Below are 18024 nucleotides of genomic sequence, written 5' to 3' on the forward strand. Positions count from 1 at the left end.
CACACTAGTGCGATCAATATGGCGAAATCGCGACGCGTAAATCCCTGTAATACGGTTCTCAGCCGGGGATTTCCATTACTTGCGTCAGATAAGCAATGCGCTCGCGTATAATTTAGGGTTTATCGCAAGAGACATGATCATGGAAGCCGAACGCTTAAATTCCCTGCAAGCCCTCCTCGCTGACCTCACATTACGTGAGATTGAATTACGGAGGTATCTTTGACTTCGATACGAAGTTAGAGAAACTCGACCAGGTCAATGGCGAACTGGAAGATCCAGATGTCTGGAGCGACCAGAAACGCGCCCAAGAGCTGGGTAAAGAAAAAAAATCCCTCGAATCTATCGTCATCACACTGACGAAGATCGAGTCCGAACTGCGCGACACCACGGACCTGTATCAAATGGCCCGGGATGAGCAGGACGAAGACACGATAGAAGCAGTTGAAGCCGATGCCGACACGCTGAAAAAGCTGGTCGAGGGCATGGAATTCCGTCGCATGTTCAACAACCCGATGGATCCGAATAACTGCTTTATCGATATTCAGGCAGGCGCTGGCGGAACCGAAGCGCAAGATTGGGCATCGATGTTGCTGCGCCAATATTTGCGCTATTGCGAACGCAAAGGTTTCAAAGTTGAAATCATGGAGCAATCCGACGGTGAAGTTGCCGGTATCAAAACTGCGACATTAAAAGTTGAGGGTGATTATGCCTACGGCTTTTTACGCACCGAAACAGGCGTCCATCGCCTGGTGCGCAAATCTCCGTTTGACTCTGCCAATGGTCGGCATACTTCCTTTTCAAGCTTATTCGTCTATCCTGAAGTCGATGATTCGATTGAAATTGACGTTAATCCAGCGGATGTGCGGGTGGATACATACCGCGCTTCTGGTGCCGGTGGTCAGCATATTAATAAGACCGATTCGGCGGTACGTCTGACGCATGGCCCGTCGGGCATTGTTGTCCAATGTCAGAATGACCGCAGTCAGCACCGTAACCGCGCCGAAGCCTGGGACATGCTGAAAGCCAAGCTGTTCGAATTGGAAATGCGTAATCGGATGACCGAGCAACAGAAGCTCGAGGACTCCAAGACCGACGTTGGTTGGGGCCATCAGATTCGCTCCTATGTTCTGGATCAATCGCGTATTAAAGATTTGCGTACCAATTTTGAGAGCGGCAATACCAAAGCGATTCTCGATGGCGATCTGGATGACTTTATTGCGGCATCATTGAAACAAGGCGTGTAAAACCGCATTGCATCGCAGCCTGTAAAGATTAAGCCAGATAAGTAACTACCTGGCTTAATCGGTCCCGATCCCTAAAAAATTCTGTACCTGCTATTTCACAGCATCAATCAAAAAGAGCCTGACATGACGACAGACAATCAACAGCAACCTGTCCCACAAGACGAAAATAAAATCATCGCCGAGCGCCGCGCCAAATTGACTGCGCTACGGACCCAAGGCATCGCATTTCCGAACGATTTCCGACCAACGCATAAAGCTGCTGACTTGCACGCGCGTTACGCTGAACTGGACAACGAGGCGCTCGATGCTGCCGCAGTGAAAGTCGTGGTTGCCGGACGCATGATGTTAAAACGCGTCATGGGCAAAGCGTCGTTCGCGACTCTGCAGGATGCATCCGGCCCTAAGGCTGATGGCCGAATTCAACTGTTCATCACCAAAGAACTTGCTGGCGAGGCGGAATATGAAGCCTTTAAACATTACGACTTAGGCGATATTCTGGGCGCAGAAGGCATTCTGTTCAAAACTAAAACCGGTGAATTATCGATCAAGATTAGCGTGCTGCGTCTGCTGACCAAATCGCTGCGTCCGCTGCCGGATAAATTCCATGGCCTGTCAAATCAGGAAACCAAATACCGCCAGCGCTACGTCGATCTGATCATGAGTGAAGAGACGCGTCGCACGTTTAAGGCACGTACTGCCACGCTGTCATCCATTCGCCGCTTCATGGAAAAAAACGACTTCATGGAAGTCGAAACACCTATGTTGCATACGATTCCCGGCGGCGCTGCAGCCAAACCATTTATCACCCATCACAATGCGCTCGACATGCAAATGTTTTTGCGTATCGCACCCGAGCTTTATCTGAAGCGTCTGGTTGTCGGCGGTTTTGAGCGCGTATTTGAAGTCAACCGTAATTTCCGTAACGAGGGCGTATCGCCACGTCACAATCCGGAATTCACGATGATGGAATTTTATGCCGCCTACGTTGACTATCAGTGGCTAATGACATTCACCGAGCAGGTCATCCGTCAGGCGGCAATCGATGCGCATGGCACAGCGACATTGACCTATCAAGGTCGCGAGCTGGACTTGAGCAAGCCGTTTGAACGTCTGACGATTGTTGGTGCCATCAACAAATACGCCCCGCATTACGAAGATGCACAGTTGCATGATGCTGCCTTCATCAAAGCCGAATTGCAAAAATTTGGCGTGAAGCCATTCGCCACTGCCGGACTTGGCGCACTGCAATTAGCGTTATTTGAAGAAACCGCCGAAGCGCAATTATGGGACCCAACTTACATCATCGACTATCCGGTCGAAGTGTCTCCATTGGCTCGTGCATCCGATACAGTTCCCGGTATTACGGAACGTTTTGAACTATTCATGACCGGACGCGAAATCGCTAATGGCTTCTCTGAGTTGAATGACGCAGAAGACCAGGCAGCGCGCTTCCAGGCACAAGTTGCCGCCAAAGATGCGGGCGATGAAGAAGCCATGTATTACGACGCCGACTATATCCGTGCACTGGAATATGGCCTGCCTCCGACCGGTGGCTGCGGTATTGGCATTGATCGTTTGATGATGTTAATTACTGATTCGCCGAACATCCGTGACGTTATTTTGTTCCCCCATCTGCGCCGTGAAGACTAAGCTTTACTAGGCTGCTCTGCGACAACGGACTGCCGCCACGTTTTACGTTGGCGGCAGTTTACGTTTACGTGTGTTACTTGAAAACTTGGAAAACTAGCCGCACCCACATGAACCTAAGTATTACCGTCCTTGCTGCGATCAATAAGATCCCGCAGTAGCAGCATTAATCTTGTTAATTTGCAATTTTTTCTCACGCATATTAACCAATCATTTATAGCAATAAATTTGTACACTGTGTTACATGCTTTTACATCTGAAACACTATGCTGTTTTAATTGCCTCTAAGAATCGTACATAATGACTCACGCAAAGATAAAAATGCTTAGGAGAGAAAAATGTCTGATCCCATAACTAAATCCCGTATTCATCCGCTTGTCGCCACCGCTGCTGTCGCCGTCACGCTGGTTTGTTTAGTCGGCGTCGCCGCTATTACCGGATTAATTCCGACCTCTCAGAGCACAGTGCCCGCACCTGTAGCGGCTATGTCGGCACCCAATACAGGTAGCCAAATGCCTGATTCTTCGCAAAATAATCCACCAGCGCCGCCCCAAATCGCTAGTCAAAACAACAATCAGTCGCCAGTGCCTCAACCGAATTATGCTACCGGGCAACGCCCGACATCGGGTACGCAGCCTAGTTACGCCGACGAACAGCGCCCTGCACCAGCGCCGATTTGCAGTAGTTGCGGTCGCGTAGAATCAGTTCAGGCCATTCAACAGGCTGTTAAACCGAGCGGCGTGGGTATTGCTGCTGGGGCGCTACTAGGCGGAGTTTTAGGTCATCAAGTCGGTCACGGCAATGGCAATACGCTAGCGACTGTTGCTGGCGCGGTTGGCGGTGGTTTTGCGGGTAACGAGGTCGAACGTCGCACCCGCACCACGACCAGCTATCGCGTCGAGGTAAGAATGGAGAATGGCAAAATACGAAGCTTCCCGCAATCTGCACAGGAATGGCGTGTTGGCGATCCAGTGCGCGTCGTGAATGGTCATCTGGAAGGACGTGGCTGATCATAAAAGCCTCGCCCTGATAGAAAAAAACCGCTGACCCTAAAAATTAGGGCAGCGGTTTTTTACATCTCAAGTAATACAACTAAGGTGTCGCCAACAAATACATTAGTCAGGTTTGCGCATCCGCTATTCACAGCCGAAGCGATTGCAAATCCACGATTAATGTAAAAATTTCCCAAAAAAATTATTTGGCTTCATCAATCCAGGCTAGCTGAATTGCTTCAAGAATTTTTTCACCAGAGCGCTTTGGATCATCATCAAAACCATCCAGCTCACAAACCCAGGCATGCAAGTCGGTGAAACGAATCGTTTCTGGATTTACGTCCGGGAACTTGTCGTATAGCGCCTCTGCAATATGCAGTGTATCAATCCATTTCATTTTGCTTATCCCTAAAAATGTCGTCGCCATCACTGGCAAAACTAATTCCACACAGCATTTTAATGATTTTCACTTGCGTGATTGATCGTGTATTTCGGTATCTCAACCACCAGATCTTCTTCACCGACAATCGCCTGACAAGACAAACGCGAATTTGCTTCCAAACCCCAGGCCATGTCTAACAAGTCTTCTTCTTTGTCATCCAGTTCATTCAGTGAAGCGAAGCCTTCACGCACGATAACGTGGCAGGTTGTACATGCACACGATTTTTCGCAAGCGTGTTCGATATCAATATCATTTTCGAGCAGAACATCGCATACCGATTTACCGGCTGAGGTTTCTAAAACGGCACCGTCAGGGCAGTAAGTTGGATGGGGCAATACGACAATTTGGGTCACTTGAATACCTCTACAATATTGGTGTTATGGACTACATTAAAATATTATTCGTACCGATTACGACACCTGATCCAGTGTCTTGCCAGTCAGCGCATCATGAACGCTACGATCCATACGCCGTGCCGCGAAATCTTCAGTGCCACGCGCTAACGCATCCACTGAGGCCTTTATCGCTAAATGATCGTCGCCCTGCGCTTTGGCTCGAACATCGACTATTAAAAGGGCAATGGCAGCGCGTTCCTGCTCTGATAAAAGTGCTGCATCACTTGTCAGCGCTGATTCAGTCGCCAGTACGATCCGCTCGGCCTCGACTTGCTCTTCTCTCAAAGCACGCAATTGCATGTCGATGTCTGCAGATGTAAATGAGTCCTGCAACATTTTTGCAACTTCATCATCGGCCAGACCGTATGATGGCTTGACGTTAATCGACGCTTCTACGCCTGAGCGTAACTCTCGCGCAGAAACAGATAACAAGCCATCTGCATCGACCTGATAAGTCACGCGAATCCGCGCTGCTCCTGCCGCCATCGGCGGAATACCACGCAATTCAAAGCGCGCCAAAGAACGACAATCGCTGACCAGTTCGCGCTCGCCCTGCACGATATGCACTGCCAGCGCCGTTTGCCCATCTTTAAATGTCGTAAATTCCTGTGCGCGTGCGCAAGGAATCGTCGAATTACGTGGAATGACTTTTTCAGCCAGACCGCCCATCGTCTCAATACCAAGCGATAACGGAATCACGTCCAACAACAACCAGTCATCGCCAGCAGCGCGATTTCCCGCCAGTAAATTGGCTTGAATCGCAGCACCCAACGCCACCACTTTATCGGGATCAATGTTTGCTAAAGGGGTGGTGTGGAAAAACTCTCCAACCGCTTTGCGTATTGCCGGCATCCGGGTTGCGCCACCAACTAGTACAACGCCATCGATATCATCCGCACTGAGATCAGCATCGCGTAACGCTTTCTTAGTAGGCGATAGCGTCTTGGCAACAAGGTTTGCAGTCAACTCGCCAAATACGCCTGCAGTCAACGTCAAATGAACCTGCTCGCCTGAGCTTAAAGCAGCGTCAATAGTGACTTCGGTTTTTGATGAGAGTAATTCTTTTGCTTCGCGGGCCTTGACCATTAATACACGTGTATCACCGTCGGATAATGGCGCTAATTGCGCTTCCTGACTAATCCAGCAAAAAATACGTTGATCAAAATCATCACCGCCGAGCGCAGAATCGCCGCCCGTTGCCAATACTTCAAAAACACCTTTGGTCAATTTCAAAATAGATATATCAAACGTCCCGCCGCCCAGATCGTAGACGACATAAACACCTTCTGAGGCATTATCAAGACCGTACGCAATCGCCGCCGCAGTCGGTTCGTTCAATAGCCGCAAGACGTTAATACCGGCTAGTTGGGCCGCATCTTTGGTTGCCTGACGTTGCGCATCGTCGAAATAAGCAGGCACCGTAATGACCGCACCAACCAGGTCATCGCCAAGCGCGTCCTCAGCTTGCTGGCGTAACGTTGCCAAAATCTGTGCTGAAATTTCAACGGGACTTTTTATCCCAGCAACTGTTTTCAGTTGCACCATGCCCGGCGTGTCCTGAAAGTCGTAGGGCAAATTTTCTACGTAAGCGATATCTTTCAGGCCGCGCCCCATAAAGCGTTTAACCGACAATATCGTATTCTTCGGATCGCTGGTTTGTGCGGCTTGCGCTTTATAACCGATATGCGCATTTCCGTTCGGCAAATAACGCACAATAGACGGCATTAATGGCCGTCCTTCCGCGTCGTTCAATACTTCGGGAATACTGTTACGAACCGTCGCCACGAGCGAATTAGTCGTCCCCAGATCAATCCCCACCGCTAATCGATGCTGGTGAGGGGCGGTGGACATGCCGGGTTCAGAGATTTGAAGAAGAGCCATAGTTTTATTCCGGGAGAGCAATACGAATACCGAGCGCTATAAACGCTGAGCCAGCCAATCGATTCAGGTAAGTGGCGGCCGAGGCTTTGCGTTGAAAAAAAGCGCCGACCATTCCAGAGAAACAGGCAATCACGCTAAAAATAGCGAGCGCCTGCAAAATAAACACCGCTGCCAACAACAACATCTGCGCAGGAATATGACCAGCTCGTGCGTTCACGAACTGCGGTAAAAATGCGATAAAAAATAGGGTAACTTTAGGATTTAAAATATTCGCGATCACGCTTTGCCAGTAAATACGGGACAATTGAATGTCCTTGCCTGCCCCCGGAATCTGAATCGCAGCTGTAGAACGTAAAGTACGTATGCCGAGATAAATCAGATAACCAGCGCCCGCATATCGCAATAGCGCGTAGGCAGTCGGTGAAGCCTTAATCAATGCAGCGAAACCAAATACCGCCAGCATCGTGTGAAAAAACAGACCTGAACTAAAACCTAGTGCGGCAACCAAGCCAGCTTTTCTGCCCTGCGCAATTCCGCGCGTCAGAACATAAATATTGTCAGGACCGGGTGCGAGGGTCAACGCCATCGCAGCAAGTAAAAACAACCAGACTTCAGGCATGTCAGCTCTCCGTTAGCTCTATTTATTGGGTGATTTTGGTGATTTGGGTGATTTGGGCAAAGCAGCTTAGATCGCCACTCCTTAAGATTCCAGAATCGAAAAGGTATTCCCGATTTCTTCTGCAAATTTTTCCAAAAACATTAATTGCCGCACGTACTGCGCCGCCTTCTCAAAATCTTTAGCGGCTAGCGTTGATGCAATCTCTATCAAGTCCTTGGTACGCGCTAAACGCAATGCAGAATCCAGTCGCTCCAGCGCCTCAATGTCTTTGGCATCACGCGCATCTTCTAACGCCTCGCGCCACTCCATTTGCTGCATCAAAAAACTACCGGGCATGGAAGTATTTGATTCAGCTTGCAAATCGACCCCATTCAACTCACATAAATAGGCGGCACGCTTGAAAGGATTTTTGAGGGTTTGGTAGGCTTCGTTGGCCCGAGTCGCCCATTGCATCGCAACGCGCTTTTCAGCGCCGGTAGCATTGGCGAAACGATCCGGATGAATTTGGTTTTGCACCTCGTGATATGCCCCTTCCAACGCTGACAGATCAAGCGAAAAATCTTGAGGGAGGTGAAACAGGTCGAAGTGATTTTGCATATTTACTTAAAACAAAAGCCTGTTCTACTGCAACAGGCTTAACTGGTCCATGATGGGCACGCAACAATAAATAACATTGGTCAGGGCCGCGCCTGACCAGTCAATCAAATCGTGAAACTTTCGCCGCAACCGCACTCGTCTTTGACGTTTGGATTGTAAAACTTGAAACCTTCGTTCAAGCCTTCGCGTGCGAAATCAAGCTCCGTACCATCAATGTAAGGCAAGCTTTTAGGATCGACAAAAACCTGAATGCCATGCGATTCGAAAACGGCATCTTCTGTCGTTTTTTCATCGACATATTCCAGTTTGTAAGCCAGTCCGGAACATCCCGTAGTACGCACGCCAAAACGCAAACCAATACCTTTGCCACGTCTTTCGATATAGCGATTGATATGCTTTGCTGCTTTTTCAGTGAGAGTAATTGCCATAACTCGTCGTCTCTTTCCCGTTACTTTTACTCGCTACCCCAGCGGTGCAACCTGAAACATATCAAGATCGCACAGCGCCGGGACAACATCGAACTAACTTAAGCCGCTTGCTTTTGCTGGATAGTGCCGTGCTTTGCTTTGTAATCTTCAACCGCTGCCTTGATAGCATCTTCTGCCAGGATCGAGCAGTGAATTTTGACCGGCGGCAGCGCCAACTCTTCAGCGATTTGCGTGTTCTTGATCGCCATTGCCTGATCCAGCGTTTTTCCCTTGACCCATTCAGTTACCAGCGATGACGATGCAATCGCAGAACCGCAGCCATAGGTTTTAAACTTTGCATCCAAAATCACGCCATCTGCGCCGACCTTGATTTGCAATTTCATCACATCGCCACATGCTGGCGCGCCAACCATACCCGTACCGACAGTGTCATCACCTTTTTCAAAGGCGCCAACATTGCGCGGGTTTTCATAATGGTCGAGAACTTTTTCTGAATAAGACATTTTGTTACTCCTTGTTTGAGGCCTTGCGGTTATCCCGCAAGAGAAACCCTAGAATCGACTATTAGTGCGCTGCCCATTGGATCGTACTAATATCGATCCCGTCCTTATACATATCCCAAAGCGGCGACAATTCGCGTAACTTCGCCACTTTTCCTTTGATCAGATCAATTGTGAAATCAATTTCTTCTTCTGTCGTAAAGCGACCGATAGTGAAACGGATCGAGCTGTGCGCCAATTCATCGTTGCGGCCTAAAGCGCGCAATACATACGATGGCTCAAGGCTAGCGGAAGTACAGGCTGAACCGGACGACACCGCGATATCTTTGATTGCCATCACGAGCGATTCACCTTCAACGTAGTTGAAACTGACGTTCAGGTTATGCGGAACCCGGTGATCCATATCGCCGTTAACGTAAACTTCTTCCATGGTTTGCAAGCCAGTCGCCAAACGATCGCGCAATGCTCTTATACGCACGAGTTCAGTCGCCATTTCTTCTTGCGCAAGCTGAAAGGCTTCCCCCATACCCACGATCTGATGCGTCGGCAATGTACCCGAACGCAAACCACGCTCATGGCCACCACCATGCATTTGTGCTTCAAGACGGACACGCGGCTTGCGGCGAACATACAACGCACCGATGCCTTTAGGGCCGTAGGTTTTATGCGCTGTAAAAGTCATCAGATCGACTTTCCATTTTTCCAGATCAATTTCAACCTTGCCCGTTGCTTGTGCAGCGTCGCAATGAAAAATGATGCCTTTTTTGCGGCATAGTTCGCCAATTTCAGGAATTGGCTGAATGACACCAATTTCATTATTGACCAGCATTACCGATATCAAAATCGTATCTGGACGAATTGCCGCCTCTAACTGCTCAACGGTAATCAGACCATTATCTTGCGGCTGCAAATATGTTGCTTCAAAGCCTTGACGTTCAAGTTCGCGCACGGTGTCAAGCACAGCTTTGTGCTCAGTCTTCACCGTAATGATGTGCTTACCCTTGGTTTTATAGAAATTAGCCGCGCCTTTGAGCGCCAGATTATTGCCTTCGGTGGCACCGGAAGTCCAAATGATTTCACGGGAATCGGCATGCACCAATGCAGCGACTTGCTCACGCGCATCTTCGACAGCTTTTTCTGCAGTCCAACCGTACATGTGGCTGCGAGAAGCAGGATTACCGAATTGCTCACGCAAGTACGGAATCATTTTATCGGCAACACGAGGATCAATTGGCGTGGTCGCCGAATAGTCCATATAAATTGGGAAGTGCGGTGCCTTCAGTGTATCTATCAGGCTTTTTTCAAGAGGTGCGTTCATACTTTTTCAAGCTCCAATCAAGCAACAAGGTGGGAACGATGCATTACCACCACATTTTGTTCAAGGTTCTTCTGTTTCAAATGTGCATTTTGCTGATCTACTAAATCTTTCAGCGATACCGAATCCAGATATTCGACCATCTTGGCATTTAGCGTCGACCACAAATCGTGGGTCATGCAACGACTACCGCCCTCATGATCCGGGCTATGGCAATTTTCTTTGCCGCCGCATTGCGTTGCATCCAATGGCTCATCGACGGCAATAATAATGTCGGCGACAGTAACATCTTCAGGACGTCTCGCAAGGTTATAACCGCCACCCGGTCCACGTACAGACTCTACTATTTGGTGACGACGCAATTTGCCGAATAATTGCTCCAGATAGGATAACGAAATTTCTTGTCTTTCGCTGATCGCTGACAAGGTCACCGGTCCTCGACCTTGACGCAAAGCCAAGTCAATCATCGCAGTTACTGCAAATCGGCCTTTCGTAGTCAAACGCATGGAATCTCCGGTCGTAACGCTATCTGTTGTTTCTTTATTCGGAATACCTGAATAATTTTGTCTAGTATAACAAAGTTGAGTGAATCCGTCAGGTATTGCCCAGCTCGAAAAAATACACCATAAAATCAAATACTTAATGAATATTTAATGCAATAAGCATCGTGGAATAAATTCATTTTTGCCATCCTCCTGCAGCGTCAAGCGAACTTGTACGACTTAGCAGGGTCGCAATCCATGCAAAACGCCCCCGAAAGAAAAAAAGATCAGCATTTCTTAAAAACAAGCCATCAAGCAGGAGGTCGATCAAACTATAATGTTGCCCCTTCAGGTATAAATCATTTCAGAACCACAGACGCATGGCCACCCGCAAATTTAAAACCCCGCAATCCCCGACCCACAGAGCCGAGAAGAAGCGCGCAGATATCCTTAAATCGGCCGGAAAATGTTTCCGCAAGACCGGTTTCCATCAAACGTCCATGCAGGAGATCTGCACGGAAGTCGGCTTGGGACCGGGTGCCGTATATCGCTATTTCACCGGTAAAGACGCGATTATCGCCGCCATGGCCGAGGACGAACGTCGCCAGGCGCGCATGATGCTGGCTGAGTATCACGATACCGATGACCTACCCCAGGCGCTGTTCGCCATCACGCAAGCTTTTGCGCTTCGCTACGCCGCCACCAGCGACGCCGGTCTGATGACTGAAATCTACGCGGAAGGCTTGCGGAACAAAAAAGTTGGCACGATCATTAAGAAAGCGGAATCGGAATGGGTCGACGGTTTAGCAGACATGTTGCGCACAGCTCAAAAACGCAAGCAAATTGATCCAAAGCTTGATGCCCAGCAAGTAGCCCTGCTATTGACAGCCATGTGGGATGGCCTGGTTATTCGGCAGGCATACACCCAAGATCAACCACAAGCGCTGCTGGCAATGTTTGATAGCATGCTAAAAAACTGGTTGGCCCGCGATACGGTGCAGGCTAAGCCAACAAAAGCAAAACCAATACAAAAGGCAACGCCACCAACCATCAAACCGATCACTGAAAAGGCAGCAAAAAAAGCCGAGGACGACCTACGCCAATCAAATCTTTTCAAGCCCGAGAAAAAGAAAAACACAAAAAAAGTTATCGCTCCAGAAATCCCAAAGTTGACTGAAGCTGAATTAATCGCAATAGAAGAAGCAGAAATCGCCGCCGAGACTGACTTGCGTCAAATGAGCCTAATTTGAATGATTATTCAAACTCAACCTATGCCGCTGCGCTTGCGCAATAAATGCATCGGGGCGAATAAAGCCTGCATTCCGGCACTGCCGATAAAGCTGAGATTATAAGGATGCTCTGCGACCACTTTCGGGAATTGCGCCGTGGACGCCAAAGCATTTAACTGCTCGGCGATCTTGCCCCAAAGAACTAACGTAGGCAACGCAACAGAGCCTTTCTCGCCGTGCGCAATTAAGCCCAACAAGACCGCTTGCAAGAAAGGTAACCACGGCTTCGCCTCTTTTACTGGCGCTACTGTGGGACGAAATACCAGCGTTGCGTTCAGCAACAAAAACCCCTCCGCGGTAAGATTTTCCTGCAAATCAGCCAAAGTCTGAATCGTCGCGGAATCCACCTCCTGCGCACGTAACGCGACCTCCCCCATCGCATCGCCAGTGGTTTTCTCGATCGCCAACTGCCCGTCTGCGACCAATAACATTTTCATGAAATTGCGTAGCGAGGTTGCTCGATTAACCTGCTTTGAAAGCCCTGCCGCCGACCACAATCCACCTACCGCACCATCCATAAAACAAACGCCCGTCGCACTCGCCGCACGCGGATAAGGCCCCTCACCGACCAGCACATATTTCACCGCATCGATAGGCAAGGCAAAGGCAGCAAACAAACGGCCTTCCGTTGGCAAGTAGTCAGAAGCAACCAATTCCGGCAAATAAGTTTGATGCGCTACCGCCATTGCATGTAAGCCCTCCAGCAAAATTGGCTGCCAGGAAGAATGTGCGACATCTAAAGCGCGACGAATTTCAATAGGGATAAGTTTAGTGCGTAAATCAGTCATAAATTAAAACAGTAAGTTAAAAAATGAGTTATAAAAATAAATTTTAAACGCCATAAAATTCATTACTTCACCCCTATATTTGAATGATCATTCAATTAAATATTATGAACTATGGCACCACATTATCCACGCCCGGCGCGCCGAATAATTGCTGCTTCAATTGATGCATTTGATCACGCACCTGAGCCGCTTTTTCAAACTCCAGATTCTTCGCATGATCGCCCATGAGCTTCTCAAGGCGCTTAATTTCCTTGCTAACCTGCTTTTCGCTCATCGACTCATACTTCACCCGATCTTGCGCGGCATGCAACTCTTCACGCGCACCTTGGGCGCTGTACACGCCATCGATCAACTCCCTAATTTCCTTGCGGATACCAACAGGCGTAATGCCATTTAAAAGATTAAAGGCAATCTGTTTAGCGCGACGACGCTCGGTCTCATCAATTGCACGCCGCATCGAATCGGTCATGCGATCTGCGTACAAAATCGCCTTACCATTAAGGTTACGGGCGGCGCGGCCTATGGTTTGAATGAGGCTTCTTTCAGAACGCAAAAAGCCCTCTTTATCGGCATCCAAAATCGCCACCAGCGACACCTCAGGAATATCCAAGCCTTCGCGCAACAAGTTAATCCCCACCAGCACATCGAAAGTGCCGAGCCGCAGATCGCGAATAATTTCGACGCGCTCGACCGTTTCGATATCGCTATGCAGGTAGCGCACCTTAATCCCGTTATCACTCAGAAAGTCCGTCAGCTGCTCCGCCATGCGCTTAGTCAGCGTAGTAACCAATACGCGTTCATTTTTCTTGATCCGGGCATTCGCCTCAGACATCAGATCATCAACCTGACTCAATGCCGGACGCACCTCAATCAGCGGATCGACCAGACCCGTCGGGCGCACCACCTGCTCCACCACTTGATCGGCATGCTGATTTTCGTAGTCAGCCGGAGTCGCTGAAACAAAAACTGTTTGCCGCATCTTGCCCTCAAATTCGTCGAACCGCAGCGGCCGATTATCCAGCGCTGACGGTAAGCGAAAGCCGTAATCCACCAGATTGGTTTTCCGGGCGCGATCGCCGTTATACATACCATTAAGCTGGCCGATCAAAACATGCGACTCATCGAGAAACATCAATGCGTCTTTCGGCAAATAATCAACCAATGTCGGCGGCGGCTCGCCTGCTTTCGCACCACTCAAATGTCGCGAGTAGTTTTCAATACCTTTGGTAAATCCAATCTCCTGCATCATCTCCAAATCAAAGCGTGTGCGCTGTTCGATACGCTGCTCTTCGATTAACTTATTTTCTTTACGGAAAAATTCCAGCCGATCACGCAACTCGTCTTTAATAGTCTCGATAGCGCGCAGTACGGTGCCACGCGGCGTCACATAATGCGAACCGGGATAAACCGTAAAACGGGGAATTTTTTGTTTTACCCGACCCGTCAACGGATCAAATAATTGCAGACTTTCAATTTCATCATCGAAGGTTTCAATCCGCAGCGCCAACTCAGCATGTTCAGCCGGAAACACATCGATGGCATCCCCACGCACACGGAAAGTACCCCGCCCGAAATCGATTTCATTGCGGCTATATTGCATCTGAATTAAGCGCGCAATCACATCCCGCTGGCTCACTTTATCCTTGGCACGCAACGTCAAAATCATCTGGTGATATTCGTTCGGATTACCGATACCGTAAATCGCGGAGACCGTTGCCACAATCACTACATCGCGCCGTTCCATCAACGACTTGGTGCACGACAAGCGCATCTGCTCTATATGCTCATTAATCGACGAATCTTTCTCGATGAACAAGTCCCGTTGCGGTACATATGCTTCCGGCTGGTAATAATCGTAATAACTTACAAAATATTCCACCGCATTTTGTGGAAAAAATTCGCGAAATTCACTATATAACTGCGCCGCCAGCGTCTTATTTGGCGCAAATATGATTGCTGGTCGCCCCATCCGCGCGATCACATTCGCCATCGTGTAAGTCTTGCCAGAACCGGTAACGCCAAGCAAAGTCTGGTAAAACAGACCGTCTTCGATCCCCTCGGATAGCTTATCTATCGCCGCAGGCTGGTCGCCCGCCGGTAAAAAGGGCTGGAAAAGTTTATAGGGGGAATTGGGGAAAGTGACAATTTTGTCATCGTCGATCTTGCCAGCAATGTGTGATATGTCAGCCATGAGCCTCGACCTTTGGTAGAATAAGCAGCAGTAAATCCGCGCCGACTTGCGATAAATTAGTGATCCGGCACAGCATTCAACCCGACTGCAAACCTACGGTTAGCAGCCAACTTTTTATGTTATCACGATGACCGCTCCTCTTCCTGCCTCCCTTTTCACCGCCATCGAAATGGCGCCACGCGATCCAATTCTTGGCGTTACCGAAGGCTTCAATTCCGATCAAAACCCAAGCAAAACCAATCTGGGCGTTGGGGTTTATTACGACGACAATGGTAAAGTACCGCTGCTAGAATGCGTGCGTAAAGCCGAAGCACAATTGATAGAAAAGCTATCACCACGAACTTACCTGCCTATCGACGGCCTGGCGGCGTACGACAAAGCAGTGCAAGAACTCGTATTTGGTGCCGATAGCGCCGTAATTAAAGAGAAGCGCGCAATTACTGTCCAATCCATCGGCGGCACGGGCGCATTGAAACTAGGCGCTGACTTCCTGAAGCGCTTCTCCGCAGATGACACGCAAGTGTGGATCAGCGATCCAAGCTGGGAAAACCACCTTGCACTATTTGAATCGGCCGGCTTCACTGTCAACAGCTATCCGTACTACGACCCGGCAACCCGCGGCGTAAATTTCGCTGGCATGCTCGCCGCATTAAAATCCATCCGCAGCGGCTCCATCGTTTTGCTACACGCCTGCTGCCACAACCCAACTGGCGCGGATCTTACTAGCGACCAATGGACAGAAGTCATTCAAGTAGTTGTAGAACGTGGCCTGGTGCCCTTCCTCGACATGGCCTATCAAGGCTTTGGCGACAGCATTGAAGAAGATGGCGAAGTCGTCCGTCGCTTCACAGAAGCCGGTGGCCCGTTGTTTGTTTCCAACTCATTCTCCAAATCTTTCTCGCTCTACGGCGAACGCGTAGGCGCACTGAGCATCGTCGCCACCAGCACCGAAGAAGCAGGCCGCATCCTCTCACAACTCAAACGCGTCATCCGCACCAACTACTCCAACCCACCGATTCACGGCGGCCAAGTAGTCGCAACGGCACTGGCATCGCCAGAGCTGCGCACTCTGTGGGAAGAAGAGTTAGCAGGCATGCGCGTACGCATTCGCGAGATGCGTCAACTGCTAGCGAAGAAACTAAAAGAGCAAGCACCGGCGCACGATTTTGAATTCGTCACGAAACAACGCGGCATGTTTTCATACACCGGCTTGACCAAAGCGCAAGTAGAAAAACTGCGCGATGAGTTCTCAATTCACACTATCGATACTGGTCGTATTTGTGTTGCTGCATTAAATACAAAAAATATTGATTATGTTGTAGCGGCAATCGCAAAAGTCCTTTAGAATGGCGGCTCTTTTGGACGAAGACGAAATGTGTTTTAAAGCGTTTTCAACCAAAAATAGAATGCAGAAATAGTTATAGAAAATTTGACAGTTTGAATATTTCGAGACTATAATCCTGCTTCTTTCTTTTCCCTGATAGCTCAGTTGGTAGAGCGACGGACTGTTAATCCGCAGGTCCCTGGTTCGAGTCCAGGTCGGGGAGCCAGAACACTAGTAGTAGAGAATCAAGCACTTACGAGAAATCGGAGTGCTTTTTTTTCGTCTATCTATTTCCGATCAGATTCAAAAACTGGCCTTTGCCGGAATTCTGCCGGAATGAAAGAATCCAGACCAAGCGCTTTATCAACGATTGGAGAAACTGGAATGGCATACATCAAAGAACGCGGGGCCTATTGGCGCGCTGAAGTTCGACGCAAAGGGTATAAACCGACATATCGTACCTTCAATACTCAGAAGCAGGCCCAACAATGGGCTAGGCGAATTGAGGCAGAAATGGACTCCGGTCTATACGCTGACAGGGCCGAAGCGGAACGCTCTACTCTACGCGAAGCCCTAGAGCGCTAGAACAGGGAAATCGTCCCAACCAAGCGCCACCCCTATCAAGAAACCTGCCGCATTAACAGATGGCTACTCAATGACCTGTGCTACCGAACCCTTGCGAATCTTAAGGGTGCCGATTTCGCACGGTATAGGGATACCAGAAGAGAAGCCGGTCGGGCAGAAAATACAATCCGATTGGAACTCCAGCTCATCAGTCACTTATTCGAGATTGCACGCAAAGAATGCGGGATGGAAAGCCTCCCAAATCCTCTGCAAAATATTCTAAAACCTGCGGGAAGTCGTGCCCGCAGTCGTCGCTTGGAAAACGGAGAATACGATCTGATCATTGGTCAGTTGAATGCAAGTGAAAATAAATATGCCGCTTGCGCCTCCGACCTCGCAATTGAAACCAGCTTACGGCAAGGTATGCTGTTTAAGCTTCAGTGGGAATGGATCGATTTATCAGCATGCATGATCCGGTTTCCAGCCAGCGCTATAGAAATTGCGAACAAGGGTGTCCCAGCGGTATTACCATTTTCAAAACATGCCCGAAAGATCCTACATGAGATCTGCCCGAAAGACGACAACGGGGAAATTGCGCTGAACAGTTCCGGGCTGGTGCTGGATACCAACGTAAACGCAGTCATTTGTATTTGGAAACGCGTCATTGCAAAACTTCAAATCAAAGACTTGCGCTGGCATGATCTTAGACATGAAGCTGCATCGCGTCTATTCGAAAAAGGATTACATCCGATGGAGGTGGCCAGCATCACTGGGCATAAAAGTATGCAAATGCTCAAAAGATACACACACCTCAAACCAGAAAGCCTTTTAGAAAAGCTCGGATAGTGCCCTGCTTCTGTTTCAATTTTTTTGGATACAGATTCGTACTTCAATTTCTCGATAACACCATTTATATAGCAACCTCAATGAAAATAATTTATTTAGTTCGTCACGGTGAAAGCGCCTCCAAGGCAAGCAACTGATCATCCTGGCCTAACTCCGCTAAGTAAGCACATGAATTGGCATCATGAATAGTGAGTTAGCTGGATTCCCTCTAACTCAGTAGGCACTATTAAGCGCTACTAATTTAGGGGAAATCCATTTCTTTGATAACGCTTGATGCAGGTATGCACTTTCACGACCGCATCGGAAGTTGGGAGTCAACAATTAATCCTCTCTATATGGAGATGTTTCAGAAAGAGAGATTCTAGGTATACGTATCTCGATAATGCTTCAAAACATGAATAAACTAGTCTTCCGGTAAGATAAAATGTTGCAAATAGTTAAATAACACTACTTTTGCAAGCAAACCAACGGCCTGGATAC

The 18024-nt window shown here is 48.8% G+C and carries 18 protein-coding genes and 1 tRNA gene; 8 read left to right on the forward strand and 11 right to left on the reverse strand.

Annotated features, from left to right (window positions below):
- The first annotated feature begins 139 nt into the window (after positions 1 to 139).
- The 3 genes from prfB (at position 140) to C7W93_RS21440 (ending at position 3901) form a co-directional block, all read left to right on the forward strand.
- A protein-coding gene (prfB, locus tag C7W93_RS21430; protein WP_146177594.1) for a peptide chain release factor 2 occupies positions 140 to 1244 on the forward strand; the annotation gives its coding sequence in 2 pieces (ribosomal slippage) (positions 140 to 220 and positions 222 to 1244; 1104 coding nt in all).
- A gap of 123 nt (positions 1245 to 1367) precedes the next feature.
- Positions 1368 to 2894, forward strand: coding sequence for a lysine--tRNA ligase (gene lysS / locus C7W93_RS21435; RefSeq protein WP_108442377.1), 1527 nt, complete (start codon positions 1368 to 1370; stop codon positions 2892 to 2894).
- Between the two features lie 335 nt (positions 2895 to 3229).
- A complete protein-coding gene (locus tag C7W93_RS21440) occupies positions 3230 to 3901 on the forward strand; it encodes a glycine zipper 2TM domain-containing protein (protein WP_108442378.1) in 672 nt (223 codons plus the stop codon).
- A gap of 184 nt (positions 3902 to 4085) precedes the next feature.
- On the opposite strand, the gene iscX is transcribed toward C7W93_RS21440, so the two are convergent.
- From iscX to iscR, 9 genes are all read right to left on the reverse strand, one after another.
- Entirely contained in the window at positions 4086 to 4280 is a 195-nt protein-coding gene (iscX, locus tag C7W93_RS21445; protein WP_108442674.1) for a Fe-S cluster assembly protein IscX, read from the reverse strand.
- 59 nt (positions 4281 to 4339) lie between these two features.
- Complete coding sequence (fdx, locus tag C7W93_RS21450; protein ID WP_108442379.1) at positions 4340 to 4678, reverse strand: ISC system 2Fe-2S type ferredoxin; 339 nt, start codon at positions 4676 to 4678, stop codon at positions 4340 to 4342.
- Positions 4679 to 4735: 57 nt separating this feature from the next.
- On the reverse strand, positions 4736 to 6601 hold the full coding sequence (gene hscA / locus C7W93_RS21455; RefSeq protein WP_108442380.1) for a Fe-S protein assembly chaperone HscA: 1866 nt from the start codon (positions 6599 to 6601) through the stop codon (positions 4736 to 4738).
- Between the two features lie 4 nt (positions 6602 to 6605).
- The gene (locus C7W93_RS21460; protein WP_108442381.1) at positions 6606 to 7220 is read right to left on the reverse strand and encodes a LysE family translocator; all 615 of its coding nucleotides are present in this window, start codon (positions 7218 to 7220) and stop codon (positions 6606 to 6608) included.
- An 81-nt stretch (positions 7221 to 7301) separates the two neighbouring features.
- The gene (hscB, locus tag C7W93_RS21465; RefSeq protein ID WP_108442382.1) at positions 7302 to 7817 is read right to left on the reverse strand and encodes a Fe-S protein assembly co-chaperone HscB; all 516 of its coding nucleotides are present in this window, start codon (positions 7815 to 7817) and stop codon (positions 7302 to 7304) included.
- Between the two features lie 104 nt (positions 7818 to 7921).
- Complete coding sequence (gene iscA, locus C7W93_RS21470) at positions 7922 to 8245, reverse strand: iron-sulfur cluster assembly protein IscA (RefSeq protein WP_108442383.1); 324 nt, start codon at positions 8243 to 8245, stop codon at positions 7922 to 7924.
- A gap of 98 nt (positions 8246 to 8343) precedes the next feature.
- Complete coding sequence (gene iscU, locus C7W93_RS21475) at positions 8344 to 8748, reverse strand: Fe-S cluster assembly scaffold IscU (RefSeq protein ID WP_108442384.1); 405 nt, start codon at positions 8746 to 8748, stop codon at positions 8344 to 8346.
- A gap of 61 nt (positions 8749 to 8809) precedes the next feature.
- Complete coding sequence (locus tag C7W93_RS21480; protein WP_108442385.1) at positions 8810 to 10063, reverse strand: IscS subfamily cysteine desulfurase; 1254 nt, start codon at positions 10061 to 10063, stop codon at positions 8810 to 8812.
- 17 nt (positions 10064 to 10080) lie between these two features.
- On the reverse strand, positions 10081 to 10566 hold the full coding sequence (gene iscR, locus C7W93_RS21485) for a Fe-S cluster assembly transcriptional regulator IscR (RefSeq protein WP_108442386.1): 486 nt from the start codon (positions 10564 to 10566) through the stop codon (positions 10081 to 10083).
- A gap of 356 nt (positions 10567 to 10922) precedes the next feature.
- Here iscR and C7W93_RS21490 point away from each other — a divergent pair, with 356 nt between their 5' ends.
- Positions 10923 to 11792: a TetR/AcrR family transcriptional regulator gene (locus C7W93_RS21490; protein ID WP_108442387.1), complete on the forward strand. Its 870-nt coding sequence runs from the start codon at positions 10923 to 10925 to the stop codon at positions 11790 to 11792.
- Positions 11793 to 11806: 14 nt separating this feature from the next.
- On the opposite strand, the gene C7W93_RS21495 is transcribed toward C7W93_RS21490, so the two are convergent.
- Entirely contained in the window at positions 11807 to 12619 is an 813-nt protein-coding gene (locus C7W93_RS21495) for a uracil-DNA glycosylase (RefSeq protein ID WP_108442388.1), read from the reverse strand.
- Between the two features lie 109 nt (positions 12620 to 12728).
- On the reverse strand, positions 12729 to 14810 hold the full coding sequence (gene uvrB, locus C7W93_RS21500) for an excinuclease ABC subunit UvrB (RefSeq protein ID WP_108442389.1): 2082 nt from the start codon (positions 14808 to 14810) through the stop codon (positions 12729 to 12731).
- A gap of 127 nt (positions 14811 to 14937) precedes the next feature.
- Here uvrB and C7W93_RS21505 point away from each other — a divergent pair, with 127 nt between their 5' ends.
- From C7W93_RS21505 to C7W93_RS25200, 4 genes are all read left to right on the forward strand, one after another.
- On the forward strand, positions 14938 to 16155 hold the full coding sequence (locus C7W93_RS21505) for an amino acid aminotransferase (protein WP_108442390.1): 1218 nt from the start codon (positions 14938 to 14940) through the stop codon (positions 16153 to 16155).
- Between the two features lie 129 nt (positions 16156 to 16284).
- A tRNA-Asn gene (locus tag C7W93_RS21510) sits at positions 16285 to 16360 on the forward strand.
- Between the two features lie 158 nt (positions 16361 to 16518).
- The gene (locus tag C7W93_RS25195; RefSeq protein ID WP_225869990.1) at positions 16519 to 16719 is read left to right on the forward strand and encodes an Arm DNA-binding domain-containing protein; all 201 of its coding nucleotides are present in this window, start codon (positions 16519 to 16521) and stop codon (positions 16717 to 16719) included.
- Positions 16720 to 16944: 225 nt separating this feature from the next.
- On the forward strand, positions 16945 to 17544 hold the full coding sequence (locus C7W93_RS25200) for a site-specific integrase (protein ID WP_225869991.1): 600 nt from the start codon (positions 16945 to 16947) through the stop codon (positions 17542 to 17544).
- Positions 17545 to 18024 lie beyond the last annotated feature (480 nt).

Origin of the sequence: Glaciimonas sp. PCH181 (assembly GCF_003056055.1) — a bacterium.
In the GTDB taxonomy this organism is placed as follows: domain Bacteria; phylum Pseudomonadota; class Gammaproteobacteria; order Burkholderiales; family Burkholderiaceae_D; genus Glaciimonas.

Excerpts from the sequence above, each read along its gene's own strand:
- lysS (WP_108442377.1), top strand. The coding sequence starts at position 1,368 with ATGACGACAGACAATCAACAGCAACCTGTCCCACAAGACGAAAATAAA.
- C7W93_RS21440 (WP_108442378.1), top strand. The coding sequence starts at position 3,230 with ATGTCTGATCCCATAACTAAATCCCGTATTCATCCGCTTGTCGCCACC.
- iscX (WP_108442674.1), bottom strand. The coding sequence starts at position 4,280 with ATGAAATGGATTGATACACTGCATATTGCAGAGGCGCTATACGACAAG.
- hscA (WP_108442380.1), bottom strand. The coding sequence starts at position 6,601 with ATGGCTCTTCTTCAAATCTCTGAACCCGGCATGTCCACCGCCCCTCAC.
- C7W93_RS21460 (WP_108442381.1), bottom strand. The coding sequence starts at position 7,220 with ATGCCTGAAGTCTGGTTGTTTTTACTTGCTGCGATGGCGTTGACCCTC.
- hscB (WP_108442382.1), bottom strand. The coding sequence starts at position 7,817 with ATGCAAAATCACTTCGACCTGTTTCACCTCCCTCAAGATTTTTCGCTT.
- iscA (WP_108442383.1), bottom strand. The coding sequence starts at position 8,245 with ATGGCAATTACTCTCACTGAAAAAGCAGCAAAGCATATCAATCGCTAT.
- iscU (WP_108442384.1), bottom strand. The coding sequence starts at position 8,748 with ATGTCTTATTCAGAAAAAGTTCTCGACCATTATGAAAACCCGCGCAAT.
- C7W93_RS21480 (WP_108442385.1), bottom strand. The coding sequence starts at position 10,063 with ATGAACGCACCTCTTGAAAAAAGCCTGATAGATACACTGAAGGCACCG.
- iscR (WP_108442386.1), bottom strand. The coding sequence starts at position 10,566 with ATGCGTTTGACTACGAAAGGCCGATTTGCAGTAACTGCGATGATTGAC.
- C7W93_RS21490 (WP_108442387.1), top strand. The coding sequence starts at position 10,923 with ATGGCCACCCGCAAATTTAAAACCCCGCAATCCCCGACCCACAGAGCC.
- C7W93_RS21495 (WP_108442388.1), bottom strand. The coding sequence starts at position 12,619 with ATGACTGATTTACGCACTAAACTTATCCCTATTGAAATTCGTCGCGCT.
- uvrB (WP_108442389.1), bottom strand. The coding sequence starts at position 14,810 with ATGGCTGACATATCACACATTGCTGGCAAGATCGACGATGACAAAATT.
- C7W93_RS21505 (WP_108442390.1), top strand. The coding sequence starts at position 14,938 with ATGACCGCTCCTCTTCCTGCCTCCCTTTTCACCGCCATCGAAATGGCG.
- C7W93_RS25195 (WP_225869990.1), top strand. The coding sequence starts at position 16,519 with ATGGCATACATCAAAGAACGCGGGGCCTATTGGCGCGCTGAAGTTCGA.
- C7W93_RS25200 (WP_225869991.1), top strand. The coding sequence starts at position 16,945 with ATGGAAAGCCTCCCAAATCCTCTGCAAAATATTCTAAAACCTGCGGGA.